Raw genomic sequence first — 18,658 nt, forward strand, 5'->3', positions numbered from 1 at the left:
CGGCTGGCCCGGCCACTGCGCGCGCAGTTGCGCGCCCGTGGGCAGCGGCCCGCGCTGCGCGAACGGGTCCTGGTCGAACTGCCACGGGTAGTCGGCCTCGCTGACCCAGGGCAGCGCATCGAGCGGCAGGCGGTAGCCCATCGGCGAATCGCCCGGCAGCAGGTACATGCGGTCGTCGCGGAAGAACCAGGGCCCGCTGACCCAGCGCTGGCCGTGCAGGGCCGGTGCCTCCTCGGCACCGGCGCGGCGCAGCGGCAGGACGTAGCCGCTCACCTGCGCCAGGCCCGCGCCGAACACGCGGCGCAGGCGCATGCGCTCCATCTCGTCGTCCAGCCGCGACTCGAGCGGGTCGACGTTGACCGGCAGGCGCCGCTCGCGCCACAGGTAATACCAGGTGTCTTCATAGCCGGGCTGCACGAAAGCGGGGTCCAGGCCCAGGCGCGTGGCCAGGCTGTCGAGGAAGCGGTGTGCGTCGGCGTGGGTGTAGTCGGCCGGATGGCGCTCGTCGGCGAACAGCGACGGGTCCTGCCAGCAGGGCTGGCCGTCGGCGCGCCAGCAGATCGACAAGGCCCAGCGCGGCAGTTGCTCGCCCGGATACCACTTGCCCTGGCCGTAGTGCAGGAAGCCGCCCTTGCCGTAGCGGTCGCGCAGCTTGTGCACCAGTTCGGTGGCATAGCCGCGCTTGGTGGGGCCGAGCGCATCGGTGTTCCACTCCGCGCCGTCGCGGTCCTTGACCGCCACGAAGGTCGGCTCGCCGCCCATGGTCAGGCGCACGTCCTGCGCATCGAGCCGGCGGTCGACCTCGGCGCCGACCGCCGCCACCGCCTGCCATTGCGCCTCGGTGTAGGGCTTGGTCACGCGGGGCGATTCATAGATGCGCGTGATGGACATCTCGTGGTGGAACGCGACCTCGCTCTGGTCCACCGCGCCGCTGACCGGCGCCGCGCTGCCAGGCTCGGGGGTGCAGGCCACCGGGATATGGCCCTCGCCGGCCAGCAAGCCGGAGGTGGGGTCCAGGCCGACCCAGCCCGCGCCCGGCAGGTAGACCTCGCACCAGGCATGCAGGTCGGTGAAGTCCGCCTCGGCGCCCCTGGGGCCGTCCAGCGCCTTCACGTCCGGCGTCAGCTGCAACAGGTAGCCGGAGACGAAGCGCGCCGCCAGGCCGAGATGCCGCAGCGTCTGCACCAGCAGCCAGCCGGAGTCTCGGCAGGAGCCAGCGCCGGATTCCAGGGTCTGCTCCGGCGTCTGTACGCCGGGCTCCATGCGGATCAGGTAACGGATGTCTTCCTGCAGGCGCTGGTTCAGCGCCACCAGGAAGTCGATGGTCCGCTGCGGCGTGCGCGGGATGCTTTCCACGAAGGCGGCGAAGCGCGGGGTCGGCTCGCCCGTGACCAGGTACGGCGCCAGCTCGTGCGCCAGGCCCGGGTCGTAGCTGAACGGAAACTGCTCGGCGTAGGGCTCGAGGAAGAAGTCGAAGGGGTTGTAGACCGCCATCTCGACCACCAGGTCGACGGTGATCTTGAACTCGCGGGTCGGCTCGAGGATCACCAGCCGGGCGAGGTAGTTGGCGAACGGGTCCTGCTGCCAGTTGATGAAATGCTGCTCGGGCTCGATGCGCAGCGAATACGAAAGGATCGGTGTGCGGCAGTGCGGGGCGGGCCGGAGCCTGACCACCTGCGGCGATAGCTTCACAGGCCGGTCATACCGGTAGTGGGTGACGTGATTCAGTGCGACGTGCGTTGCCACAAAGGCCTCCCATTGGCGCAGAATTTGTGCCGTCTCTAGCAAGCAAGAGTTGTACCGCCCCGCGATGGCCAAGGCCCCGGGGACCCGGGCGCCGCTGCCGGAGGACCTCCCTTCCGGCGCGGTGCCCCGCCATGCCAGCACGGCAACGCTACCGCAGCATGACATGACGCCTGACCATGATGCCCGGCCATGGCGCCCGACCGGCGCCCCTACATGGCATCCTAAATGGCGTCCTACATGGCGCCGCCGCGCTTCGCCTTGAGTCCCTGCTCGAGCAGCGAACGCAGCTTGGCCAGCGCGCCCGGGTCGCCGTGCGAGGCCGAGCGCGCGTACCAGATCTTGGCCTGCTCGATATCCTTCTCCACCACGCCCGGCTCGCCGCGCTCGTAATAGCTGGCGACGATGTACTGGGCGCCGCTGTCACCGGCGGTGGCGGCGCGGCTGTACCACTGGAAGGCCTTGCCGTAGTCGCGCGAGACGCCCCGCCCGGTGAAATAGTTGGTGGCCAGCGCCACCTGGGCCTGCACATGGCCGCCTTCGGCCGCGCGCCGGTACCACTCGTTGGCGGATTCGAGCGAGCGCGGCACCAGGTCCCCGTGCTCGTAAAGCTCGCCGAAAGTGAACTGGGCGTGGGTCATGTCGTTGTCGGCCGCCCGGCGCAGCCAGATCAGCGCCTCCTGCGGGCGCACCGGCGTGCCTTCGCCGCGCAGCAGCATCATGGCGTAGTTGAACTGCGCCAGCCGGTTGCCTTGCTGGGCCGCCTTGGCGAAGTCGCGCAGGGCCGCATCGAAGGCGCCGGCATCGTAGGCGGCCACGGCCTGCTGCGTCAGCGCCTGCGCCGGCACCGGCGGCTGGGTTGCCGCCGCGGCAGGCGGCGCCGCGGCAAGACAGAGGGAAAGGCCCAGGGCGGCGGCGGCGGCGTTGACCGCGCACCATGACGGCGAAAAGAGACGGACAGGCGGCATGGCAGGCTCCAGGCAAGGCACGCGCTCACTCCAAGTCTACAAGTGTAGGCTTAGGAAGTCGCCAGTAGCAGTCGCAATCCAGCCGGAGAACTTACGGCAGGCGCCACCAGTCCGGCGCTGCCGGCGCAGGGATGGGTACGGTGCTGGGCAGGGCCTCGGCCTGCGCCAGCAGGGCTTGCGCCTCGGCATGCAGGCGCGCCAGGCAATCCGCCAGCACGCGCGCTTCGTCCGGTGCCAGGCAGCTCGCCAGGCGGGCATTGAACGCCTGCGCCTGGGCAAAGGCCAGCCGGTACACCGCCTCGCCCTCGGCGGTCAGCGCGAAGGCCGCGGCGCGGCGGTCCTGGGTGCGCGTGTCGCGCCGCACCAGGCCGCGCGCCATCAGGGCATGCACCGCGCGGCTGGCCAGCACCTTGTCCAGGCCGGCGCTCAGCGCCAGCTCGGTCAGGCGCGTGCCGGGCTGCTCGCCGAGAAAGGACAGCATGCGCCACTCGCGCCGGCTCACGCCCGCCGCCGCGCGCAGGTGCAGTCCGCTGGCGTTCAGCGCGACGCGGGTCAGGTGGTAGAGCCGGTAGTTCAGGAAATCGGCCAGCCGGGCCGGATGCTGCAGGGTGTGGCCGGCGTCCGCCGCCGGCTCGCCCTGCGCGGCGCAGGCTGCGTCCCGGTCCTCGCCGTCCCTGATGGCTTCGTTCATGCCGCACCCGCAAAATTGGTTGATTTTGTCAATTATATGGGTGGGTGTTAGCGTCCATGGGTCTATATAAAACCGGCTCGCCGCGGCGCATTCCGCACTCGCCGGGGTATGGCCAGGCAGCGCAAGGCAAGACGCACGGCGCGCAGATCGATGCGCGAAATCCGTCGTTGGCGCGCCCGGGCCGTATCGATAAATTGGCCGGCCTCGCCGCCGCCAGCACCGCTGGCGGCGCGACAAGCCGCCGAACCCAAAAGGAGAAACCGTGAACCCCGCCAAACTGCTGCGCGCGCTCGTCCCCACCCTGGCCGCCATGTCTGCCCTGTCCGCCATCCTGCCGGCCACCCCGGCACTCGCCCAGAGCGAGCGCCCACTGCGCATCCTGGTGGGCTATCCCGCCGGCGGCACCGCGGATCTCGCGGCCCGCCTGGTCGGCGACAAGCTGCGCGAAGAGCTCAAGCAGACGGTGGTGATCGAGAACAAGCCCGGTGCCGGCGGCCGGCTGGTGATGGACTATGCCCGCACCCTGCCCGCCGACGGCAACACCCTGGTGGTGGCCAACTCGGCGGTGATGACCATCGCGCCGCAGGTCTACCGCAAGCTCAACTACGATATCCAGCACGACTTCGTGCCGGTGGCGCAGATCGCCAATTTCCAGCTGGCGCTGGCTGCCGGGCCCGGCACGCCGGCCAGGTCGCTCAAGGAGTACATCGACTGGCTCAAGGCCAGTCCGGCCAGGAACAACTCCTACGCCTCGCCCGCGCTTGGCAGCATTCCGCACTTCTTTGGCCTGCTGTTCGGCAGGCAGGTCGGCGTGGAGATGCTGCACGTGCCGTTCAACGGCTCCGCACCGCTGATGAACGCCCTGGTCGGCGGCCAGGTGCCGGCGTCGGTCGACACGCTGGCCGACATGACCGAAATGCACCGCGCCGGCAAGATCCGCGTGCTGGCCAGTTCCGGCACGCAGCGCTCGGTCGCCCTGCCCGACGTGCCGACCTTCACCGAACTGGGCTACAAGGACATCGAAGGCGTCGGCCGCTATGGCTTCCTGGCGCCGGCCGGCACGCCCAGGGCCACGCTCGACCGGCTCAACACGGCGATCGTCCATGCGCTGCAATCGCCCGACCTGCGCGAGCGCTTCCTCAAGCTGGGACTGGAGCCGCAGACCGGCAGCGCCGAGCAGTTCGGCAAGGTGCTGGCGGCCGACGCCGGACGCTGGGGCCCGGTGGTAAAGAGCTCCGGTTATACGGGGGACTGAAAAAACCCGGCGAAATACAGCCTCCTGTTATTCGTCGCATCGATGAATTCGTATCGGCGCCCAACCAGATCCAGCACGCCATGCCCACCCGCAACACCCTCTTCATCATGTGCGACCAGCTGCGCCAGGACCACCTGGGCTGCTACGGCCACCCCACGCTGCGCACCAGGAACATCGACGCCCTCGCCAGGCGCGGCGTGCGCTTTACCAAGGCCTTCGTCACCTCGGGCGTGTGCGGGCCGAGCCGCATGAGCTTCTATACCGGACGCTACCCGAGCAGCCATGGCGCCACCTGGAACCGCGTGCCGCTATCGGTGGGCGAAGTCACCCTCGGCGAATACCTCAAGGACAGCCAGCGAACGCTCGCGCTGGCCGGCAAGACCCACGTCATGCCGGACAACGCGAACATGAAACGGCTGCACCTCGACGGCGCCGGCGAGATGGAGACGCTGCTGCGCAGCGGCCACTTCGTCGAAGTGGACCGGCACGACGGCCACCACGCCGAGCCGCGCAGCGCCTATGCCGAATGGTTGCGCCAGCAGGGCTACGACAGCGCCGACCCGTGGACCGACTACGTGATCAGCGCCGAGAACGCGCAAGGCGAGATCGTCTCCGGCTGGCAGATGCGCAACGCGGGCCTGCCCGCGCGCGTGGCCGAGCCGCACTCCGAGACCGCATACACCGTGGGCCAGGCCATGCAATATATCGCCGCGCGCGGCGACGAGCCCTGGGTGCTGCACCTGTCGCTGGTCAAGCCGCACTGGCCATACATGGCGCCGGCGCCTTACCACGCCGCCTATACGCTGGACGACTGCCTGCCGCTCAGGCGCCATGACGCCGAGCTGCAGGATCCGCATCCGGTGCTCGACGCCTACCGCACGCAGGAAGAATGCGCCAACTTCATGCGCAGCGAAGTCTCCGACACGGTGCGCCCCACCTACCAGGGGCTCGTGCAGCAGATCGACGACCGTCTGGGCGAACTATGGGACCAGCTCGAACGCCTGGGCCGCTGGGAGGACACCCTGATCGTCTTCACCGCCGACCACGGCGACTTCCTCGGCGACCACTGGCTCGGCGAGAAGGAACAGTTCTACGACACCGTGCAGAACATCCCGCTGATCGTCTACGACCCGTCGCCTGCCGCGGATGCCACGCGCGGCAGCGCCGATGCGCGCATGGTGAGCGCGGTGGACGTGGTGCCTACGGTGCTCGATGCGCTTGGCCTGCCGGCGGCGGATCATCGCGTGGAGGGCCGCTCGCTGCTCGACCTCACGCAGGCGCGCAATAGCGGGCAATGGCGCGGGTTCGTCGTCTCCGAACTCGACTACGCCTATCGCGGTGCCCGCGTCGTGCTCGGCCGCCATCCCGGCGAATGCCGCGCCTGGATGGTGCGCGACGCGCGCTGGAAATACGTGCACTGGCAGGGCTTCAGGCCGCAGCTGTTCGACCTGGAGAACGACCCGGACGAGTTCTTCGATCTTGGCCAGGATGCCGGCTTCGAATCCGTGCGTGCCGCCATGCGGATGCACCTGCTCGAATGGTTCTCTTCGCTCAAGCCGCGGACGACGGTGAGCAATGACGAGGTGGCGGCGAAGACCAATGTGTATAAGCAGGCGGGGGTGTTCTTCGGGGTGTGGTGAGGGCGAGGGGGGCGCCCTCACCCCTTATCCCACGAAGCGGTATCCCACCCCCAGCTCGGTCATCAGATGCACCGGCTGCGTGGAGTCCTTCTCCAGCTTTTGCCGCAGGTGCCCCATGTAGACGCGCAGGTAGTGGCTGCTCTCCGAATGCGCGGGCCCCCACACTTCGCGCAGCAGTTCGCGGTGTGTCATCACCTTGCCGCGGTGCGCGATCAGCACGGCCAGCAGGCGGTACTCGATCGGGGTCAGGTGGATGGCATCGCCCGCGCGCGTGACCACGCGGTTGGCCAGGTCGACCTGCACTTCGCCGAAGGCGATCAGCGGCGTGCCTTGCGGGTTGAGCCGGGCGTGCCGGCGCAGCAGCACGCGCACGCGGGCGATCAGTTCGCCCACGCCGAAGGGCTTGGTGAGGTAGTCGTCGGCGCCGGCGTCGAGCGCGGCGATCTTGTCGTCTTCTCCGGAGCGCGCGGACAGCACCAGCACCGGCACCTCGGTCCAGGTGCGCATCTCGCGGATCAGCGTCATGCCGTCGCCGTCGGGCAGACCGAGGTCGAGGATCACCACGTCGGGCTGGCGGGTGCCGGCGTCGATCAGGCCGCGCTTGAGCGTCTCGGCCTCGTGTATGGTGCAGCCCTCGGCCTGCAGTGCCTCGCGCACGAAGCGCCGGATATGCGGCTCATCCTCGACCAGCAGTACCGTGGGCGAAAAATCGAAAGCCATCTCAGTCTGGTTCCTTGTCTGTTGCTGCCCTTGCGGCGATGCCGGGCACGGGGTCCGGGTCCGGTTCCGGCTCGATCGCCGGCGGCGTGCCACGCGGCAGCGCCACCACGAAGCGCGCGCCGCCGCGCTCCATATTCTCCACCCAGATGCGCCCGCCGTGCGCCTGCACGATGGCCTCGCACACGGCCAGGCCCAGGCCCACGCCGGCGGTTGCCGATTCGCGCTCGCCGCGCGTGAACTTCTGGAAAATCGCTTGTTCCTGCCCGCGCGGCACGCCGGGCCCCTCGTCTTCCACCGCGAACCGCACCTCGGTGTCGGCCACCTCGCCCGACACCCGGATGGCGGTCCCCGCCGGCGTGTACTTGGCGGCGTTCTCCAGCAGGTTGCACAGCACGCGCTCCATCAGCACGGCATCGCATTCCACCAGCGGCAGCGCGGACAGGTCCGCCACCGACACGCGATGGCGCGACAGCGCATCGCGCATGCCGGCCAGCGCCGCGCCCACCATTTCCTCGCACGACTGCCACTCCTTCTGCATGCGCACGTCGCGGCTTTGCAGGCGGGCCATGTCGAGCAGGTTGATCACCATGGTGCGCATGCGCAGGGCCTGCTCGCGCATCGCGCGCACCGTCTCGGCCAGCGACGGCGACAGCTCGGCGCGCTGCATGGTCTCGGCCATGCCGACCAGGCTGGTCAGCGGCGTGCGCAGGTCGTGCGACACGGCGGCCAGCAGCGAGCTGCGCAGGCGCTCGGATTCCATCGACAGCAGCGCCTGCTGCGCGACCTCCACATAGTGCAGGCGTTCGATCGCGATGGCGATCAGCGTGGCGAACACATCGACCTGGCGGCGCAGCTCGGGCTGGGCGAAGGCGCGCCATACCTGCGGCTCCACCGCGAGTACGCCGCGCGTCTGCATCGGCGCCTTGAGCGGCAGGTAGAGCACCGTGCTGCCGGGCAGCGTGTGCGTGCCGGTGCCGGCGGGCTTGCCGTGGTCGAACACCCATTGCGCAAGCACGGGGTCGATGGCGTCGCTGCCGCGTTGCGCCGGGTCGATCACCGGCGGCAGCAGGCGCCCCTTCGGCGAGACCAGGAAAAAGGCCGAGCGCGCGCCGAGCGCGGCCTGCAGGAAGCGGCTGCCGATGGCGATGATCTGCTCGGGCATCAGCGCGGCGGACAGCTCGCGCGCCAGCTCGTAGAGCGTGCGCGCCTCGGTCTCGCGCTGGACCGAGACCCTGGCCTGCTCGCGCAGCCCCGCGGTGAGCTGGCCGATCACCAGCCCGACCGCGAGCATCACGACAAAGGTCACCAGGTATTGCACATCGCTGACCGAGAACGACAGCCGCGGCGGCACGAAGAAGAAATCGAAGGCGGCCACCGACACCACCGAGGCGAGCGCGGCCGGACCGCGCCCGTGGCGCAGCGCCACCGCCACCACCGCGGCGAGGAACAGCATGGCGATATTGACCAGCTCGAACCACGGTCGCGCCAGCGCCGACAGCAGGCTCGCGCCCGCGCACCATGCCACCGCCCACAGGTAGTCGACGCGGCGCGCCGCCACGCTGCCGTCATCGACGGCCTCGCGGTCCTCGCGCACGTCTTCGCGCATATCGCTGCGGGCAGCCGCGTGCACGCGGCCGCGCGCATCGGCCGCCATGGCGTCGGCGGCGACCCGGATCACGTCGATCTCGGGGCAGCCCAGCGCCAGCGAGTCGGCAAAGCTGTGGCGGCCGAACAGCCAGGCGCGCGCGCCCAGGAATGGCGACAGCGACAGCGCCAGCAGCGCGCGTCCGCGCGCCAGCACGCCACCGCCCTGGCGGTGCCACGCGCCGGGCGCGCGCCCGACCACCACCTTGGTCAGGTTGTGGCGACGCACGTAGCCGGCCACCGCCTGCACGATATCGTTGCCGGCCAGGGTCTCGGTGCGCGCGCCGAGTTCCTCGGCCAGCCGCATCGCCTCTTCCAGGTTGGCGCGCTCCTGCGCCGCCAGCGGCGCCAGGCGCGGCGTGGCGACCGTGACCACGTGCCAGTCGCAATCGAGCTGGCCGGCCAGCCGCCGCGCGCTCTTGACCACCTGCGCGGCATCGTCGCCGCTGCCGATGCAGGCCAGCACCGCTTCGCGCGTGCGCCACACCGGACGGATCGATTCGGCATGGCGGTAGGCGCGCACATCGTCGTCGACGCGGTCGGCGGTGCGGCGCAGCGCCAGCTCGCGCAACGCGATCAGGTTGCCCTTGCGGAAGAAGTTGCTGGCCGCCGTGCGGGCCTGCTCCGGCATGTAGACCTTGCCGTCGCGCAGGCGCCGCAGCAGTTCGTCGGCGGGCAGGTCCACCAGGATCACCTCGTCGGCACCGTCGAACACGGTGTCGGGCACGGTCTCCCACACGCGGATGCCGGTGATGCCGCCGACCGCCTCGTTGAGGCTGTCGAGGTGCTGGACGTTGACCGTGGTCCAGACATCGATCCCGGCCGACAGCAGCTCCTCGATATCCTGCCAGCGCTTGGGATGGCGGCTGCCCTGCGCGTTGGAGTGCGCCAACTCGTCAACCAGGACCAGCGCCGGACGACGCGCCAGCGTAGCGTCGAGATCGAATTCCTGCAGCACGCGGCCATCCATGCGCGGATGCGGGATCGCCTTCAGCGGCAGCCGCTCGAGGCCATCGAGCAGCGCCTCGGTCTCGGCGCGGCCATGCGTCTCCACCACGCCGACCAGTACGTCGCTGCCCTGCTCGCGCAGCGCGCGCGCCGTGGTGAGCATGGCAAAGGTCTTGCCCACGCCCGCCGACGCGCCAAAGTACACCCGCAGCTTGCCGCGCGCGGCGCGCTCGCCCTCCGCCTGCATGCGCTGCAGCAAGGCGTCGGGATCGGGCCGCGGCGGAGTGTCGCGCGTGGCGGTATCAGGCATGTGGGGCTTCAGCACGCGGAGGGCGAATGGATGTCGAGGATTGTGCCACGGCTACGCGCGGGCGCCCGTGCGATTGCGGCCCGGACGGAGTCGACAGGGGATGCACCACGGCCGCGCGAGGTGCCCGGGGGTAGTTGCCTGCTCTCCCCCGGCGCCTCCCCCGCAAGCGGGAGAGGCGAGCAAACCGGCAGGCATCCGGGCAGGCGCTTGCGCCCGCCAGCTCACTGCTTCTCTGCATCCAGCGCCAGGTTCAGCTGCAGCACATTGACCACCGGATCGCCCATCACGTGCAGCAGCGGGCCTTCCGTGTTGGCCGCCACCAGGGCCTGCACGCGCTCGAGCGGCAAGCCGCGCAGGCGCGCCACGCGCGCCGCCTGGTATTGCGCGGCGGCCGGGCTGATATGCGGGTCCAGCCCGCTGGCCGAGGCGGTCACCAGATCCACCGGCACCGGGGCCTGGTTGGCGGGATCGGCTTCGCGCAGCGCTTCGATGCGGCCGCGGGCGGCGTCGGTCAGCGCGGGGTTGCTCGGGCCGAGATTGGAGCCGGACGAGGCGGCCCCGTTATAGGGCATCGGCGCGGTGGCCGACAAGCGGCCCCAGAAATACTTCGGGTCCGAGAAAGGCTGGCCGATCAGCTCCGAGCCGACCGCCTTGCCATCCTTGACGATCAGCGAGCCGGCCGCCTGATGCGGGAACACGGCGCGCGACAGCCCGGTGATGACGCCGGGATAGAGCAGGCCGGTGACGACCGACAGTGCGACGAACACCGTCAGCATCGGGCGCAGCAGGCCGCCCTGGATGGGTGTGCCGGGCTGGCCGCTGGTGCCGCGGCCCTGGGGCGCGGCGGTGACTGGGGTAGGCATGATGACTCCGTTCAATGTCTTTGTCTGGGCTCGGATCGAGCCCGGGTCGGGCCCTGGCCGGGCCTTGTGCGGGCGGCGCGGCTCACGCCCAGCCGAACAGCACCAGGATCATGTCGATGATCTTGATGCCCACGAACGGCACCAGGATGCCGCCCAACCCGTAGATCAGCAGGTTGCGCCGCAACAGCACGGCCGCGCCGAGCGGGCGGTACACCACGCCGCGCAGCGCCAGCGGGATCAGCACCACGATGATCAGCGCATTGAAGATCACCGCCGACAGGATGGCCGAGGCCGGCGTGGCCAGGCCCATCACGTTGAGCCGGTCGAGCTGCGGATACGTGGTGGCGAACGCCGCCGGGATGATGGCGAAGTACTTGGCCACGTCGTTGGCCACGCTGAAGGTGGTCAGCGAGCCGCGCGTCATCAGCATCTGCTTGCCGATCTCCACGATCTCGATCAGCTTGGTCGGGTTGCTGTCGAGGTCGACCATGTTGCCGGCTTCCTTGGCCGCCTGCGTGCCACTGTTCATGGCCACCGCGACGTCGGCCTGCGCCAGCGCGGGCGCGTCGTTGGTGCCGTCGCCGGTCATCGCCACCAGGCGGCCTTCGGCCTGGTAGTCGCGGATCAGCTTGAGCTTGGCTTCGGGCGTGGCTTCGGCGAGGAAGTCGTCGACCCCGGCCTCGGCCGCGATCGAGGCGGCGGTGAGGCGGTTGTCGCCGGTGATCATCACCGTCTTGATGCCCATCTTGCGCAGTTCGCCGAAGCGCTCGCGGATGCCGGACTTGACGATGTCCTTGAGCTCGACCACGCCCAGCACGCGCACCGTCTCGCCGCGGCCGTCGTCGAACGATTCCGCCACCACCAGCGGCGTGCTGCCGGCGCGGGCCACGTCGTCCACGGCCTGCATCACGGCGTCGGGGAACTTGCCGGCACGCTCGGTCACGTATTTGCGCAGCGCGTCGGCGGAGCCCTTGCGCACGCTGCGGCCGCCCGCGTCCACGCCGCTCATGCGCGTCTGCGCGGTGAACGGCACGAAGATCGGGCGCAGCGCGCTGATATCGGGCGCGGCGGCGCCGGACTGCTGGCGCGCCAGCGTCACGATGCTGCGGCCCTCGGGCGTCTCGTCGGCCAGCGACGACAGCCACGCGGCCTCGGCCAGCTGCTGCGCGCCCACGCCCGGCGCGGCGATAAAGCGCGATGCCTGGCGGTTGCCGTGGGTGATGGTGCCGGTCTTGTCGAGCAGCAGCACGTCCACGTCGCCGGCGGCTTCCACCGCGCGGCCGGAGGTGGCGATCACGTTGGCCTCCATCATGCGGCTCATGCCCGCCACGCCGATGGCCGACAGCAGCCCCCCGATGGTGGTCGGGATCAGGCACACCAGCAACGCGATCAGCACGGTGATGGTCACGGGCATGCCGGCCTTGGCCACGAACACGCTGTACACCGAGAACGGCTGCAGCGTGGCGGTGGCCAGCAGCAGCACGATGGTCAGGCCCACCAGCAGGATGGTCAGCGCCAGCTCGTTCGGGGTCTTCTGGCGCTTGGCGCCTTCGACCATGGTGATCATGCGGTCGATGAAGCTTTCGCCGGGATTGGTGGTGATGCGTACCACGATCCAGTCGGACAGCACGCGCGTGCCGCCGGTCACCGACGAGAAATCGCCGCCCGATTCGCGGATCACCGGCGCGGACTCGCCGGTGATGGCGCTCTCGTCGACCGAGGCCACGCCTTCGATCACGTCACCGTCGCCGGGCACCATGTCGCCCGCCTCGACCAGCACCACGTCGCCGCGGCGCAGCGCGGTGGCCGCGCGCGCCTCGGTGGCGCCGGCGGCGCGCCAGTCGCGCCGGCCTTCCTTGATCAGCTTGGCGGTGACGGTGGTCTTGAGCCCGCGCAGGGCTTCGGCCTGCTGCTTGCTGCGCCCTTCGGCGAGCGCCTCCGCGAAGTTGGCGAACAGCAAGGTGAACCACAGCCAGACCGAGACCGCGAGGATGAAGCCCGCGCTCTCGCCGCCCGCGCTGGCGGGCGAGAACAGGGCCCGGAAGAACAGGATGGTGGTCAGGATGCTGCCCACGTAGACCACGAACATCACCGGGTTGCGCAGCTGGTCGCGCGGCGCGAGCTTCTTCAGCGCGTCGAGCAGGGCCGGCTTGACCAGCTCGGGGGCGAACATGCCGCCGCGCGGCGGGCGCTGGTGACCGCCACCCTTGTGCGTGCCGTGGGCCGGCGCACCCAAGGGGGCCGCCGGTGTGGTGTTTGCAGGTGCCGCGCCGGACTGCTTGCCGCGCGTCACCATCGATTCTTGTTGCATGCGTTTCTCCGCAATACGCTGATCTGCTTCGAGATGCCGCCCGCGTGAAGGTCACTGCCGGGCGGCCATCCCCTGGCTACTTTCCTGCCGCCGTGACCACGGCGCCCTGAAGCTGCTCCGCCACCGGCCCCAGCGCCAGCGCCGGGATATAGGTGAGCGCGCCCACCATCAGCACCGAGCCGACCAGCAGCACCACGAACAGCGGGCCGTGCGTGGGCATGGTGCCGCCGGTCACGGGCAGGCGCTTCTTGGCCGCCAGCGAGCCCGCCATGGCGAGGATCGGCACGATGATCCAGAAGCGGCCGAACCACATCGCCGCGGCCAGCAGCACGTTGTAGAACGGCGTGTTGGCCGACAGCCCGGCGAAGGCGCTGCCGTTGTTATTGGCCGCCGACGAGAGCGCGTAGAGGATTTCCGAGAAGCCGTGCGTGCCGGGGTTGAACACCCCTGCGCGGCCCGGATCGGCCATTACCGCCACCGCGGTGCCGAGCAGCACCAGCAGCGGCGTGACCAGGATCGCCACGGCGGTCATCTTCATCTCGTAGGCTTCGATCTTCTTGCCCAGGTATTCCGGCGTGCGGCCGATCATCAGCCCGGCAATGAACACCGCCAGCACCGCGTACACCAGCATGCCGTACAGGCCCGAGCCGACGCCGCCGAACACGACTTCGCCGAGCTGCATCAGCAGCATGGGCACCAGCCCGCCGATGGCGGTAAACGAGTCGTGCATGGCGTTGACCGCGCCGCACGAGGCCGCCGTGGTGATGGTGGCGAACAGCGCGCTGGCGGCAATGCCGAAGCGGGTCTCCTTGCCTTCCATATTGCCGCCGGCCTGCAGCGCGCTGGCCGCGTGATCGATCGGCAAGCCCGCCAGCGCGGCATTGGCCTGCTGCTCGGACAGCGCCGCCACGCACGCCATCACGATGAAGATCACCGCCATCGACGCCAGCACCGCCACGCCCTGCCGGCGGTCCATCACCATCTCGCCGAACGTGAAGCACAGCGCCGCCGGGATCAGGAAGATGGCCAGCATCTCGATCAGGTTGGCGAGCTCGGTCGGGTTCTCGTACGGGTGCGCCGAGTTGGCATTGAAGAAGCCGCCGCCGTTGGTGCCGAGCATCTTGATGGCTTCCTGCGAAGCCACCGGGCCCATGGCGAGCGTCTGCTTGTCTGTCTTCATGGCGTCAAGCACCGGCGCGCCCTTGGCGTCGAGCACGGGCTGGCCGGCGGCGTCCACCTTGGGCTGGCTGTACTCGACCGGGGTCACCAGCGCGACATCCTTGTAGCCGTCGAAATTCTGGATCACGCCCTGGCTGACCAGCGCCATGGCGACGGCGGCCGACAACGGCAGCAGCACGTACAGCGTGCTGCGCGTCATGTCCACCCAGAAGTTGCCGATGGTGGCCACGCTCTGGCGCGCGAAGCCGCGGATCAGCGCGAACACCACGGCGATGCCGGTGGCCGCCGAGACGAAGTTCTGCACCGTGAGCGCCAGCATCTGCGTGAGATAGCTCATGGTGGATTCGCCGCCGTAGGCTTGCCAGTTGGTGTTGGCGACGAAGCTCACGGCGGTGTTGAACGACAGGTCGGGAGAGACCGCGCCGAAGCCCTGCGGGTTCAGCGGCAGCCAGCCCTGCAGGCGCTGCAGCGCGTACACCGCCACCACGCCCAGCATATTGAAGACGATGACCGCCACCGCGTATTGCTTCCAGCCCATCTCGGCGTCGGCGCGCACGCCGCCCACGCGGTAGAGCAGGCGCTCGAACGGCCGGCCCCAGGCGGTCGCCCGATATGCGCCGTCTTCCATTGCGCGGCGGATATAGCGCCCAAGGAAGGGCGCGAGCGCCAGCAGGATGGCGAGGTACAGGACAAGAAGTCCCAGGAATTCGGTTGACATCAGAATTTCTCCGGCCGGAACAGGGCAATCAGGAGGTAGATGAAGACAGCGACGGCGAGCACGCCGCCCAGCAGGTCGGCCCAGTCCATCACAGCCCCCTGTCGGTAGCGCTGTCCTTGCGGCGCGCGTCGGCGCGTTGCGCGCCCGGGCCGTCGGCCGCACTTGGCGGCTTGCCGCCAAGTGCGGCGCACAGCGCCAGCAGTGCGCCAGTCAGCGCACCGAACAGCAATAAACCGATGAAATAGATCCCGTCCATGGCAATACACCGTGAGTGATTCACAGCTGGGAGGTTAAGGATCGAGCGGTAAAAACGGGGTAGAGAGGGGGGAGGGGGGTGTAAAGAAGATATAAAAATGACGGGCCGGCGCGCGTGCGCCGGTGCCGGCCACGCCGATGCCGGAAAGGAAGGCCGGCCGTCCCGGGGGCGTCGCCCGCCTGGGGAAAGCCTTGTCCCGCCTGCCGCGGACGGCTAGATCCAGCCCGACTTGTGCAGTTTTCGCCAGAGTCCCGCGCAGGCCAGCGCGGTCACGCCGATCACCGTCGGGTAGGCGTAGTGGAACTTCAGTTCCGGCATGAAACTGAAGTTCATGCCGTACAGGCTGAACACCACCGTGGGAATGGCCAGGATGGCGCCCCAGCCGGCCAGGCGCTTGACGATCTCGTTCTGGCCCACGGTGACCAGCGCCAGGTTCACCTGCACCGCCGTGGTCAGCATCTCGCGCACCACGTCGAGCGTGCGCACCAGGCGGCTGGCGTGGTCTTCGATGTCGCGGAAATAGGCGCGCAGCTCCTTTGGCACCAGTTCCTCGTGCAGCCGGATCAGTTGCCCGCAGATCTCCTCGATCGGGTAGACCGCGTTGCGCAGGCGCAATACCTGGCGCTTGATGTGGTACAGGTGCTCGATCGCGGCGCGGTCGAACTCATCGCGGAAGATGCCCTGCTCGAGCTGCTCGAAGGCATCCTCGAGCCGGGTGACGATGGGCATGTAGTGATCCACCACGAAGTCCATCAGCGCATAGAGCACATAGCCCGGGCCGTTGGCCAGCGCGCGCGGATCGCTCTCGCAGCGCTCGCGCACCGGGGTGTAGCTGCTGCTGACGCCGTGGCGGACCGACACCACATAGTTCGGGCCGACGAACAGGTGGGTCTCGCCCACCACCACTTCCTCGTCGACCAGCTGGGCGGTATTGAGCACGATGAAGATGGAATCGCCGTAGGTCTCCAGCTTGGGCCGCTGGTGTGCGTCGAGCGCATCCTCCACCGCCAGGTCGTGCAGGCCGAATTCCTGCTGCACCTTGCGCAGCAGCGGCAGGTCCGGCTCGTGCAGCCCGAGCCAGACAAAGGTGCCGGGCACGGCGATGGCGTCGCTGATCTTGTCCACCGCCACATCCCCCAGCCGCTTGCCGTCGCGGTAGGCCACGCTATTGACGATTGCACCCATGCATACTCCCTTGTCTGGATGGCGCAATCGTAACAAGAGCGCGGGCCCGGCGGGAAGCTGCGCGGAGGGAGGGCGGCAGCGAGTGTCGTTCCCTGCGCGGGGATGCGGCGGGGCCGGTTCGTGCGCGCCCCATCCGGCACTGGAGAGGATTGCGGGGGTATTTGTTACAGTTCTGCCTCCAGCTGACGTTAGAATGTCCCATTTCCACGGTCACCGACTATGTCCCAGAAGAAATCGCCACGCTTCGAGCTGCGCAGTGGCAATGTCGACGCCCTCCTCCTCGCTCTCAAGTCCGCTGACATGGCAGCGCTGCGGGACGACCTTCTGTCCCGCTTCGAATCGACCCCTGATTTCTTCTCCAACGATGTCGTCGCGCTGGATCTGCGCCGCCTGGAAGGCGACGACCGGATCGCGCTGGACATGGTGATCGAGACCCTGACCCAGCTCAAGGCCCGCGCCATCGGCGTGGTGGCGCGCGAAGCCCAGCGTGACTGGGCGGCGTCCTTCGGCCTGCCGCTGCTGGACAGCCATAGCCGCCGCGGCGGCCGCGACGAGGCCGCGCCGGCCGCGACCCAGGCCGAAGCGCCCCCCGGGGCACCGGCCGGCGGACAGGCGCAAGCCCCGGCCGAGCCGGCTCCCGGGGCGGCTCCGGCGGCCACCACGGCCGAGGCGGTGGCCGCCACCGTGGCGCAAGCCGCCGCGCGCAGCGTGCCCACCCTGCTGATCGACAAGCCGCTGCGGTCGGGCCAGCAGATCTACGCCGCCGGCGACGTGGTGATCCTCGACCTGGTCAGCTACGGCGCCGAGGTCATCGCCGAAGGCAACATCCATATCTATGCCCCGCTGCGCGGCCGCGCGCTGGCGGGCGTCAAGGGCGACGCGCAGGCGCGCATCTTCTGCACCTGCCTGGAGCCCGAACTGCTTTCCATCGCCGGCATCTACCGCACCGGCGAACTGTCCTTGCCCGCCGATGTGCTGGGCAAGCCCGCCCAGGTAAGGCTGGCCGGGGAAAAACTGATCCTCGAACCGCTCCGGATGAAGTAACACCGCCGCAGAGCACCGACCACAGCAGCGCAAGCTTCAACCATTACTGGATCCAAGAGCCATGGCAAAAATCATCGTTGTGACCTCCGGCAAGGGGGGCGTAGGCAAGACCACCACCAGCGCCAGCTTCTCTGCCGGCCTGGCCCTGCGTGGCCACAAGACTGCCGTGATCGACTTCGACGTCGGCCTGCGCAACCTAGACCTGATCATGGGTTGCGAGCGCCGCGTGGTCTACGACCTGGTCAACGTGGTACAGGGCGAAGCCAACCTGAACCAGGCCCTGATCAAGGACAAGAAGTGCGAGAACCTGTTCATCCTGCCGGCCTCGCAGACGCGTGACAAGGACGCCCTGACCAAGGAAGGCGTGGAGAAGGTCATCAACGGCCTGATCGACATGGGCTTCGAGTTCATCGTGTGCGACTCGCCCGCCGGCATCGAGTCGGGCGCCCTGCTGGCCATGTATTTCGCCGACGAAGCGCTGGTCGTGACCAACCCGGAAGTCTCCTCGGTGCGAGACTCTGACCGCATCCTCGGCATCCTGGCCTCGAAGACCAAGCGCGCCAGCGAAGGCGGCGAGCCGATCAAGGAACACCTGCTGATCACCCGCTACAACCCCAAGCGCGTGCATGGCGGCGAAATGCTGTCGCTGACCGATATCCAGGAGATCCTGCGCATCAAGCTGATCGGCGTGGTGCCGGAATCGGAAGCGGTGCTGCATGCGTCCAACCAGGGCACGCCGGCCATCCACCTGGAAGGCAGCGACGTGGCCGACGCCTATGGCGACGTGGTCGACCGCTTCCTCGGCAAGGACAAGCCGATGCGTTTCACCGACTACCAGAAGCCGGGGCTGCTCTCCCGCATCTTCGGCAACAAGTAAGGAGGGCCTGCCATCATGTCGATTCTGTCCTTCCTGCTCGGCGAGAAAAAGAAATCCGCCTCCGTTGCCAAGGAGCGGCTCCAGATCATCCTCGCCCATGAACGCACCGGCCATTCGGCGCCGGCCGACTATCTGCCCGCCCTGCAACGCGAACTGGTCGCGGTGATTTCGAAATACGTGAAAATCAGTGACCAGGACCTGCGCGTGAGCCTGGAGCGCCAGGACAACCTGGAGGTCCTCGAAGTCAAGATCGAGATCCCGCAGGGCTAGGCGAAGCGCCGCTCCGGGGCTTGCGCGCGCCCCTTT

The 18,658-nt window shown here is 69.0% G+C and carries 17 protein-coding genes; 6 read left to right on the top strand and 11 right to left on the bottom strand.

What is annotated here, in order from left to right; translation table 11 throughout:
- The 3 genes from AB4Z48_RS28035 to AB4Z48_RS28045 all read right to left on the bottom strand — a co-directional run.
- Positions 1 to 1,746, bottom strand: a 1,746-nt coding sequence (locus AB4Z48_RS28035) for a transglutaminase family protein (protein ID WP_441620022.1), incomplete at its 3' end; no start/stop codon positions are given.
- A 233-nt stretch (positions 1,747 to 1,979) separates the two neighbouring features.
- Positions 1,980 to 2,711: a tetratricopeptide repeat protein gene (locus AB4Z48_RS28040; RefSeq protein WP_441620024.1), complete on the bottom strand. Its 732-nt coding sequence runs from the start codon at positions 2,709 to 2,711 to the stop codon at positions 1,980 to 1,982.
- A 91-nt stretch (positions 2,712 to 2,802) separates the two neighbouring features.
- Positions 2,803 to 3,402 carry a MarR family winged helix-turn-helix transcriptional regulator gene (locus AB4Z48_RS28045; RefSeq protein WP_441620026.1) on the bottom strand — a complete coding sequence of 200 codons (600 nt, stop codon included), beginning with the start codon at positions 3,400 to 3,402 and terminating at the stop codon, positions 2,803 to 2,805.
- 56 nt (positions 3,403 to 3,458) lie between these two features.
- On the opposite strand from AB4Z48_RS28045, the gene AB4Z48_RS28050 reads away from it, so the two are divergent.
- From AB4Z48_RS28050 to AB4Z48_RS28060, 3 genes are all read left to right on the top strand, one after another.
- Positions 3,459 to 3,668, top strand: a complete 210-nt coding sequence (locus AB4Z48_RS28050; protein WP_441620027.1) for a hypothetical protein — start codon at positions 3,459 to 3,461, stop codon at positions 3,666 to 3,668.
- Between the two features lie 44 nt (positions 3,669 to 3,712).
- The gene (locus AB4Z48_RS28055) at positions 3,713 to 4,657 is read left to right on the top strand and encodes a Bug family tripartite tricarboxylate transporter substrate binding protein (RefSeq protein ID WP_441620173.1); all 945 of its coding nucleotides are present in this window, start codon (positions 3,713 to 3,715) and stop codon (positions 4,655 to 4,657) included.
- Positions 4,658 to 4,737: 80 nt separating this feature from the next.
- Positions 4,738 to 6,297, top strand: coding sequence for a sulfatase-like hydrolase/transferase (locus AB4Z48_RS28060; RefSeq protein WP_441620029.1), 1,560 nt, complete (start codon positions 4,738 to 4,740; stop codon positions 6,295 to 6,297).
- A 24-nt stretch (positions 6,298 to 6,321) separates the two neighbouring features.
- On the opposite strand, the gene kdpE is transcribed toward AB4Z48_RS28060, so the two are convergent.
- From kdpE to AB4Z48_RS28100, 8 genes are all read right to left on the bottom strand, one after another.
- The gene (gene kdpE, locus AB4Z48_RS28065; protein ID WP_441620031.1) at positions 6,322 to 7,017 is read right to left on the bottom strand and encodes a two-component system response regulator KdpE; all 696 of its coding nucleotides are present in this window, start codon (positions 7,015 to 7,017) and stop codon (positions 6,322 to 6,324) included.
- Position 7,018: 1 nt separating this feature from the next.
- The gene (locus AB4Z48_RS28070) at positions 7,019 to 9,919 is read right to left on the bottom strand and encodes a DUF4118 domain-containing protein (RefSeq protein ID WP_441620033.1); all 2,901 of its coding nucleotides are present in this window, start codon (positions 9,917 to 9,919) and stop codon (positions 7,019 to 7,021) included.
- A gap of 221 nt (positions 9,920 to 10,140) precedes the next feature.
- Entirely contained in the window at positions 10,141 to 10,782 is a 642-nt protein-coding gene (kdpC, locus tag AB4Z48_RS28075; protein ID WP_441620035.1) for a potassium-transporting ATPase subunit KdpC, read from the bottom strand.
- An 82-nt stretch (positions 10,783 to 10,864) separates the two neighbouring features.
- Positions 10,865 to 13,093, bottom strand: coding sequence for a potassium-transporting ATPase subunit KdpB (gene kdpB, locus AB4Z48_RS28080; RefSeq protein ID WP_441620037.1), 2,229 nt, complete (start codon positions 13,091 to 13,093; stop codon positions 10,865 to 10,867).
- A 76-nt stretch (positions 13,094 to 13,169) separates the two neighbouring features.
- Complete coding sequence (kdpA, locus tag AB4Z48_RS28085) at positions 13,170 to 14,990, bottom strand: potassium-transporting ATPase subunit KdpA (protein WP_441620039.1); 1,821 nt, start codon at positions 14,988 to 14,990, stop codon at positions 13,170 to 13,172.
- Entirely contained in the window at positions 14,990 to 15,079 is a 90-nt protein-coding gene (gene kdpF / locus AB4Z48_RS28090; RefSeq protein ID WP_006164365.1) for a K(+)-transporting ATPase subunit F, read from the bottom strand. The genes kdpA and kdpF overlap by 1 nt, the downstream gene beginning before the upstream one ends.
- On the bottom strand, positions 15,079 to 15,246 hold the full coding sequence (locus AB4Z48_RS28095; RefSeq protein ID WP_441620041.1) for a hypothetical protein: 168 nt from the start codon (positions 15,244 to 15,246) through the stop codon (positions 15,079 to 15,081). Before AB4Z48_RS28095 ends, kdpF begins: the two co-directional genes overlap by 1 nt.
- A gap of 213 nt (positions 15,247 to 15,459) precedes the next feature.
- Complete coding sequence (locus tag AB4Z48_RS28100; protein WP_441620043.1) at positions 15,460 to 16,431, bottom strand: magnesium and cobalt transport protein CorA; 972 nt, start codon at positions 16,429 to 16,431, stop codon at positions 15,460 to 15,462.
- Between the two features lie 219 nt (positions 16,432 to 16,650).
- On the opposite strand from AB4Z48_RS28100, the gene minC reads away from it, so the two are divergent.
- The 3 genes from minC to minE all read left to right on the top strand — a co-directional run bounded on the left by minC (position 16,651) and on the right by minE (position 18,622).
- On the top strand, positions 16,651 to 17,475 hold the full coding sequence (minC, locus tag AB4Z48_RS28105) for a septum site-determining protein MinC (RefSeq protein ID WP_441620045.1): 825 nt from the start codon (positions 16,651 to 16,653) through the stop codon (positions 17,473 to 17,475).
- 61 nt (positions 17,476 to 17,536) lie between these two features.
- A complete protein-coding gene (gene minD / locus AB4Z48_RS28110) occupies positions 17,537 to 18,352 on the top strand; it encodes a septum site-determining protein MinD (protein WP_441620047.1) in 816 nt (271 codons plus the stop codon).
- Between the two features lie 15 nt (positions 18,353 to 18,367).
- Positions 18,368 to 18,622 carry a cell division topological specificity factor MinE gene (gene minE, locus AB4Z48_RS28115; RefSeq protein ID WP_006164360.1) on the top strand — a complete coding sequence of 85 codons (255 nt, stop codon included), beginning with the start codon at positions 18,368 to 18,370 and terminating at the stop codon, positions 18,620 to 18,622.
- Positions 18,623 to 18,658 lie beyond the last annotated feature (36 nt).

Origin of the sequence: Cupriavidus sp. 2TAF22, from assembly GCF_052115045.1 — a bacterium.
GTDB lineage: Bacteria > Pseudomonadota > Gammaproteobacteria > Burkholderiales > Burkholderiaceae > Cupriavidus.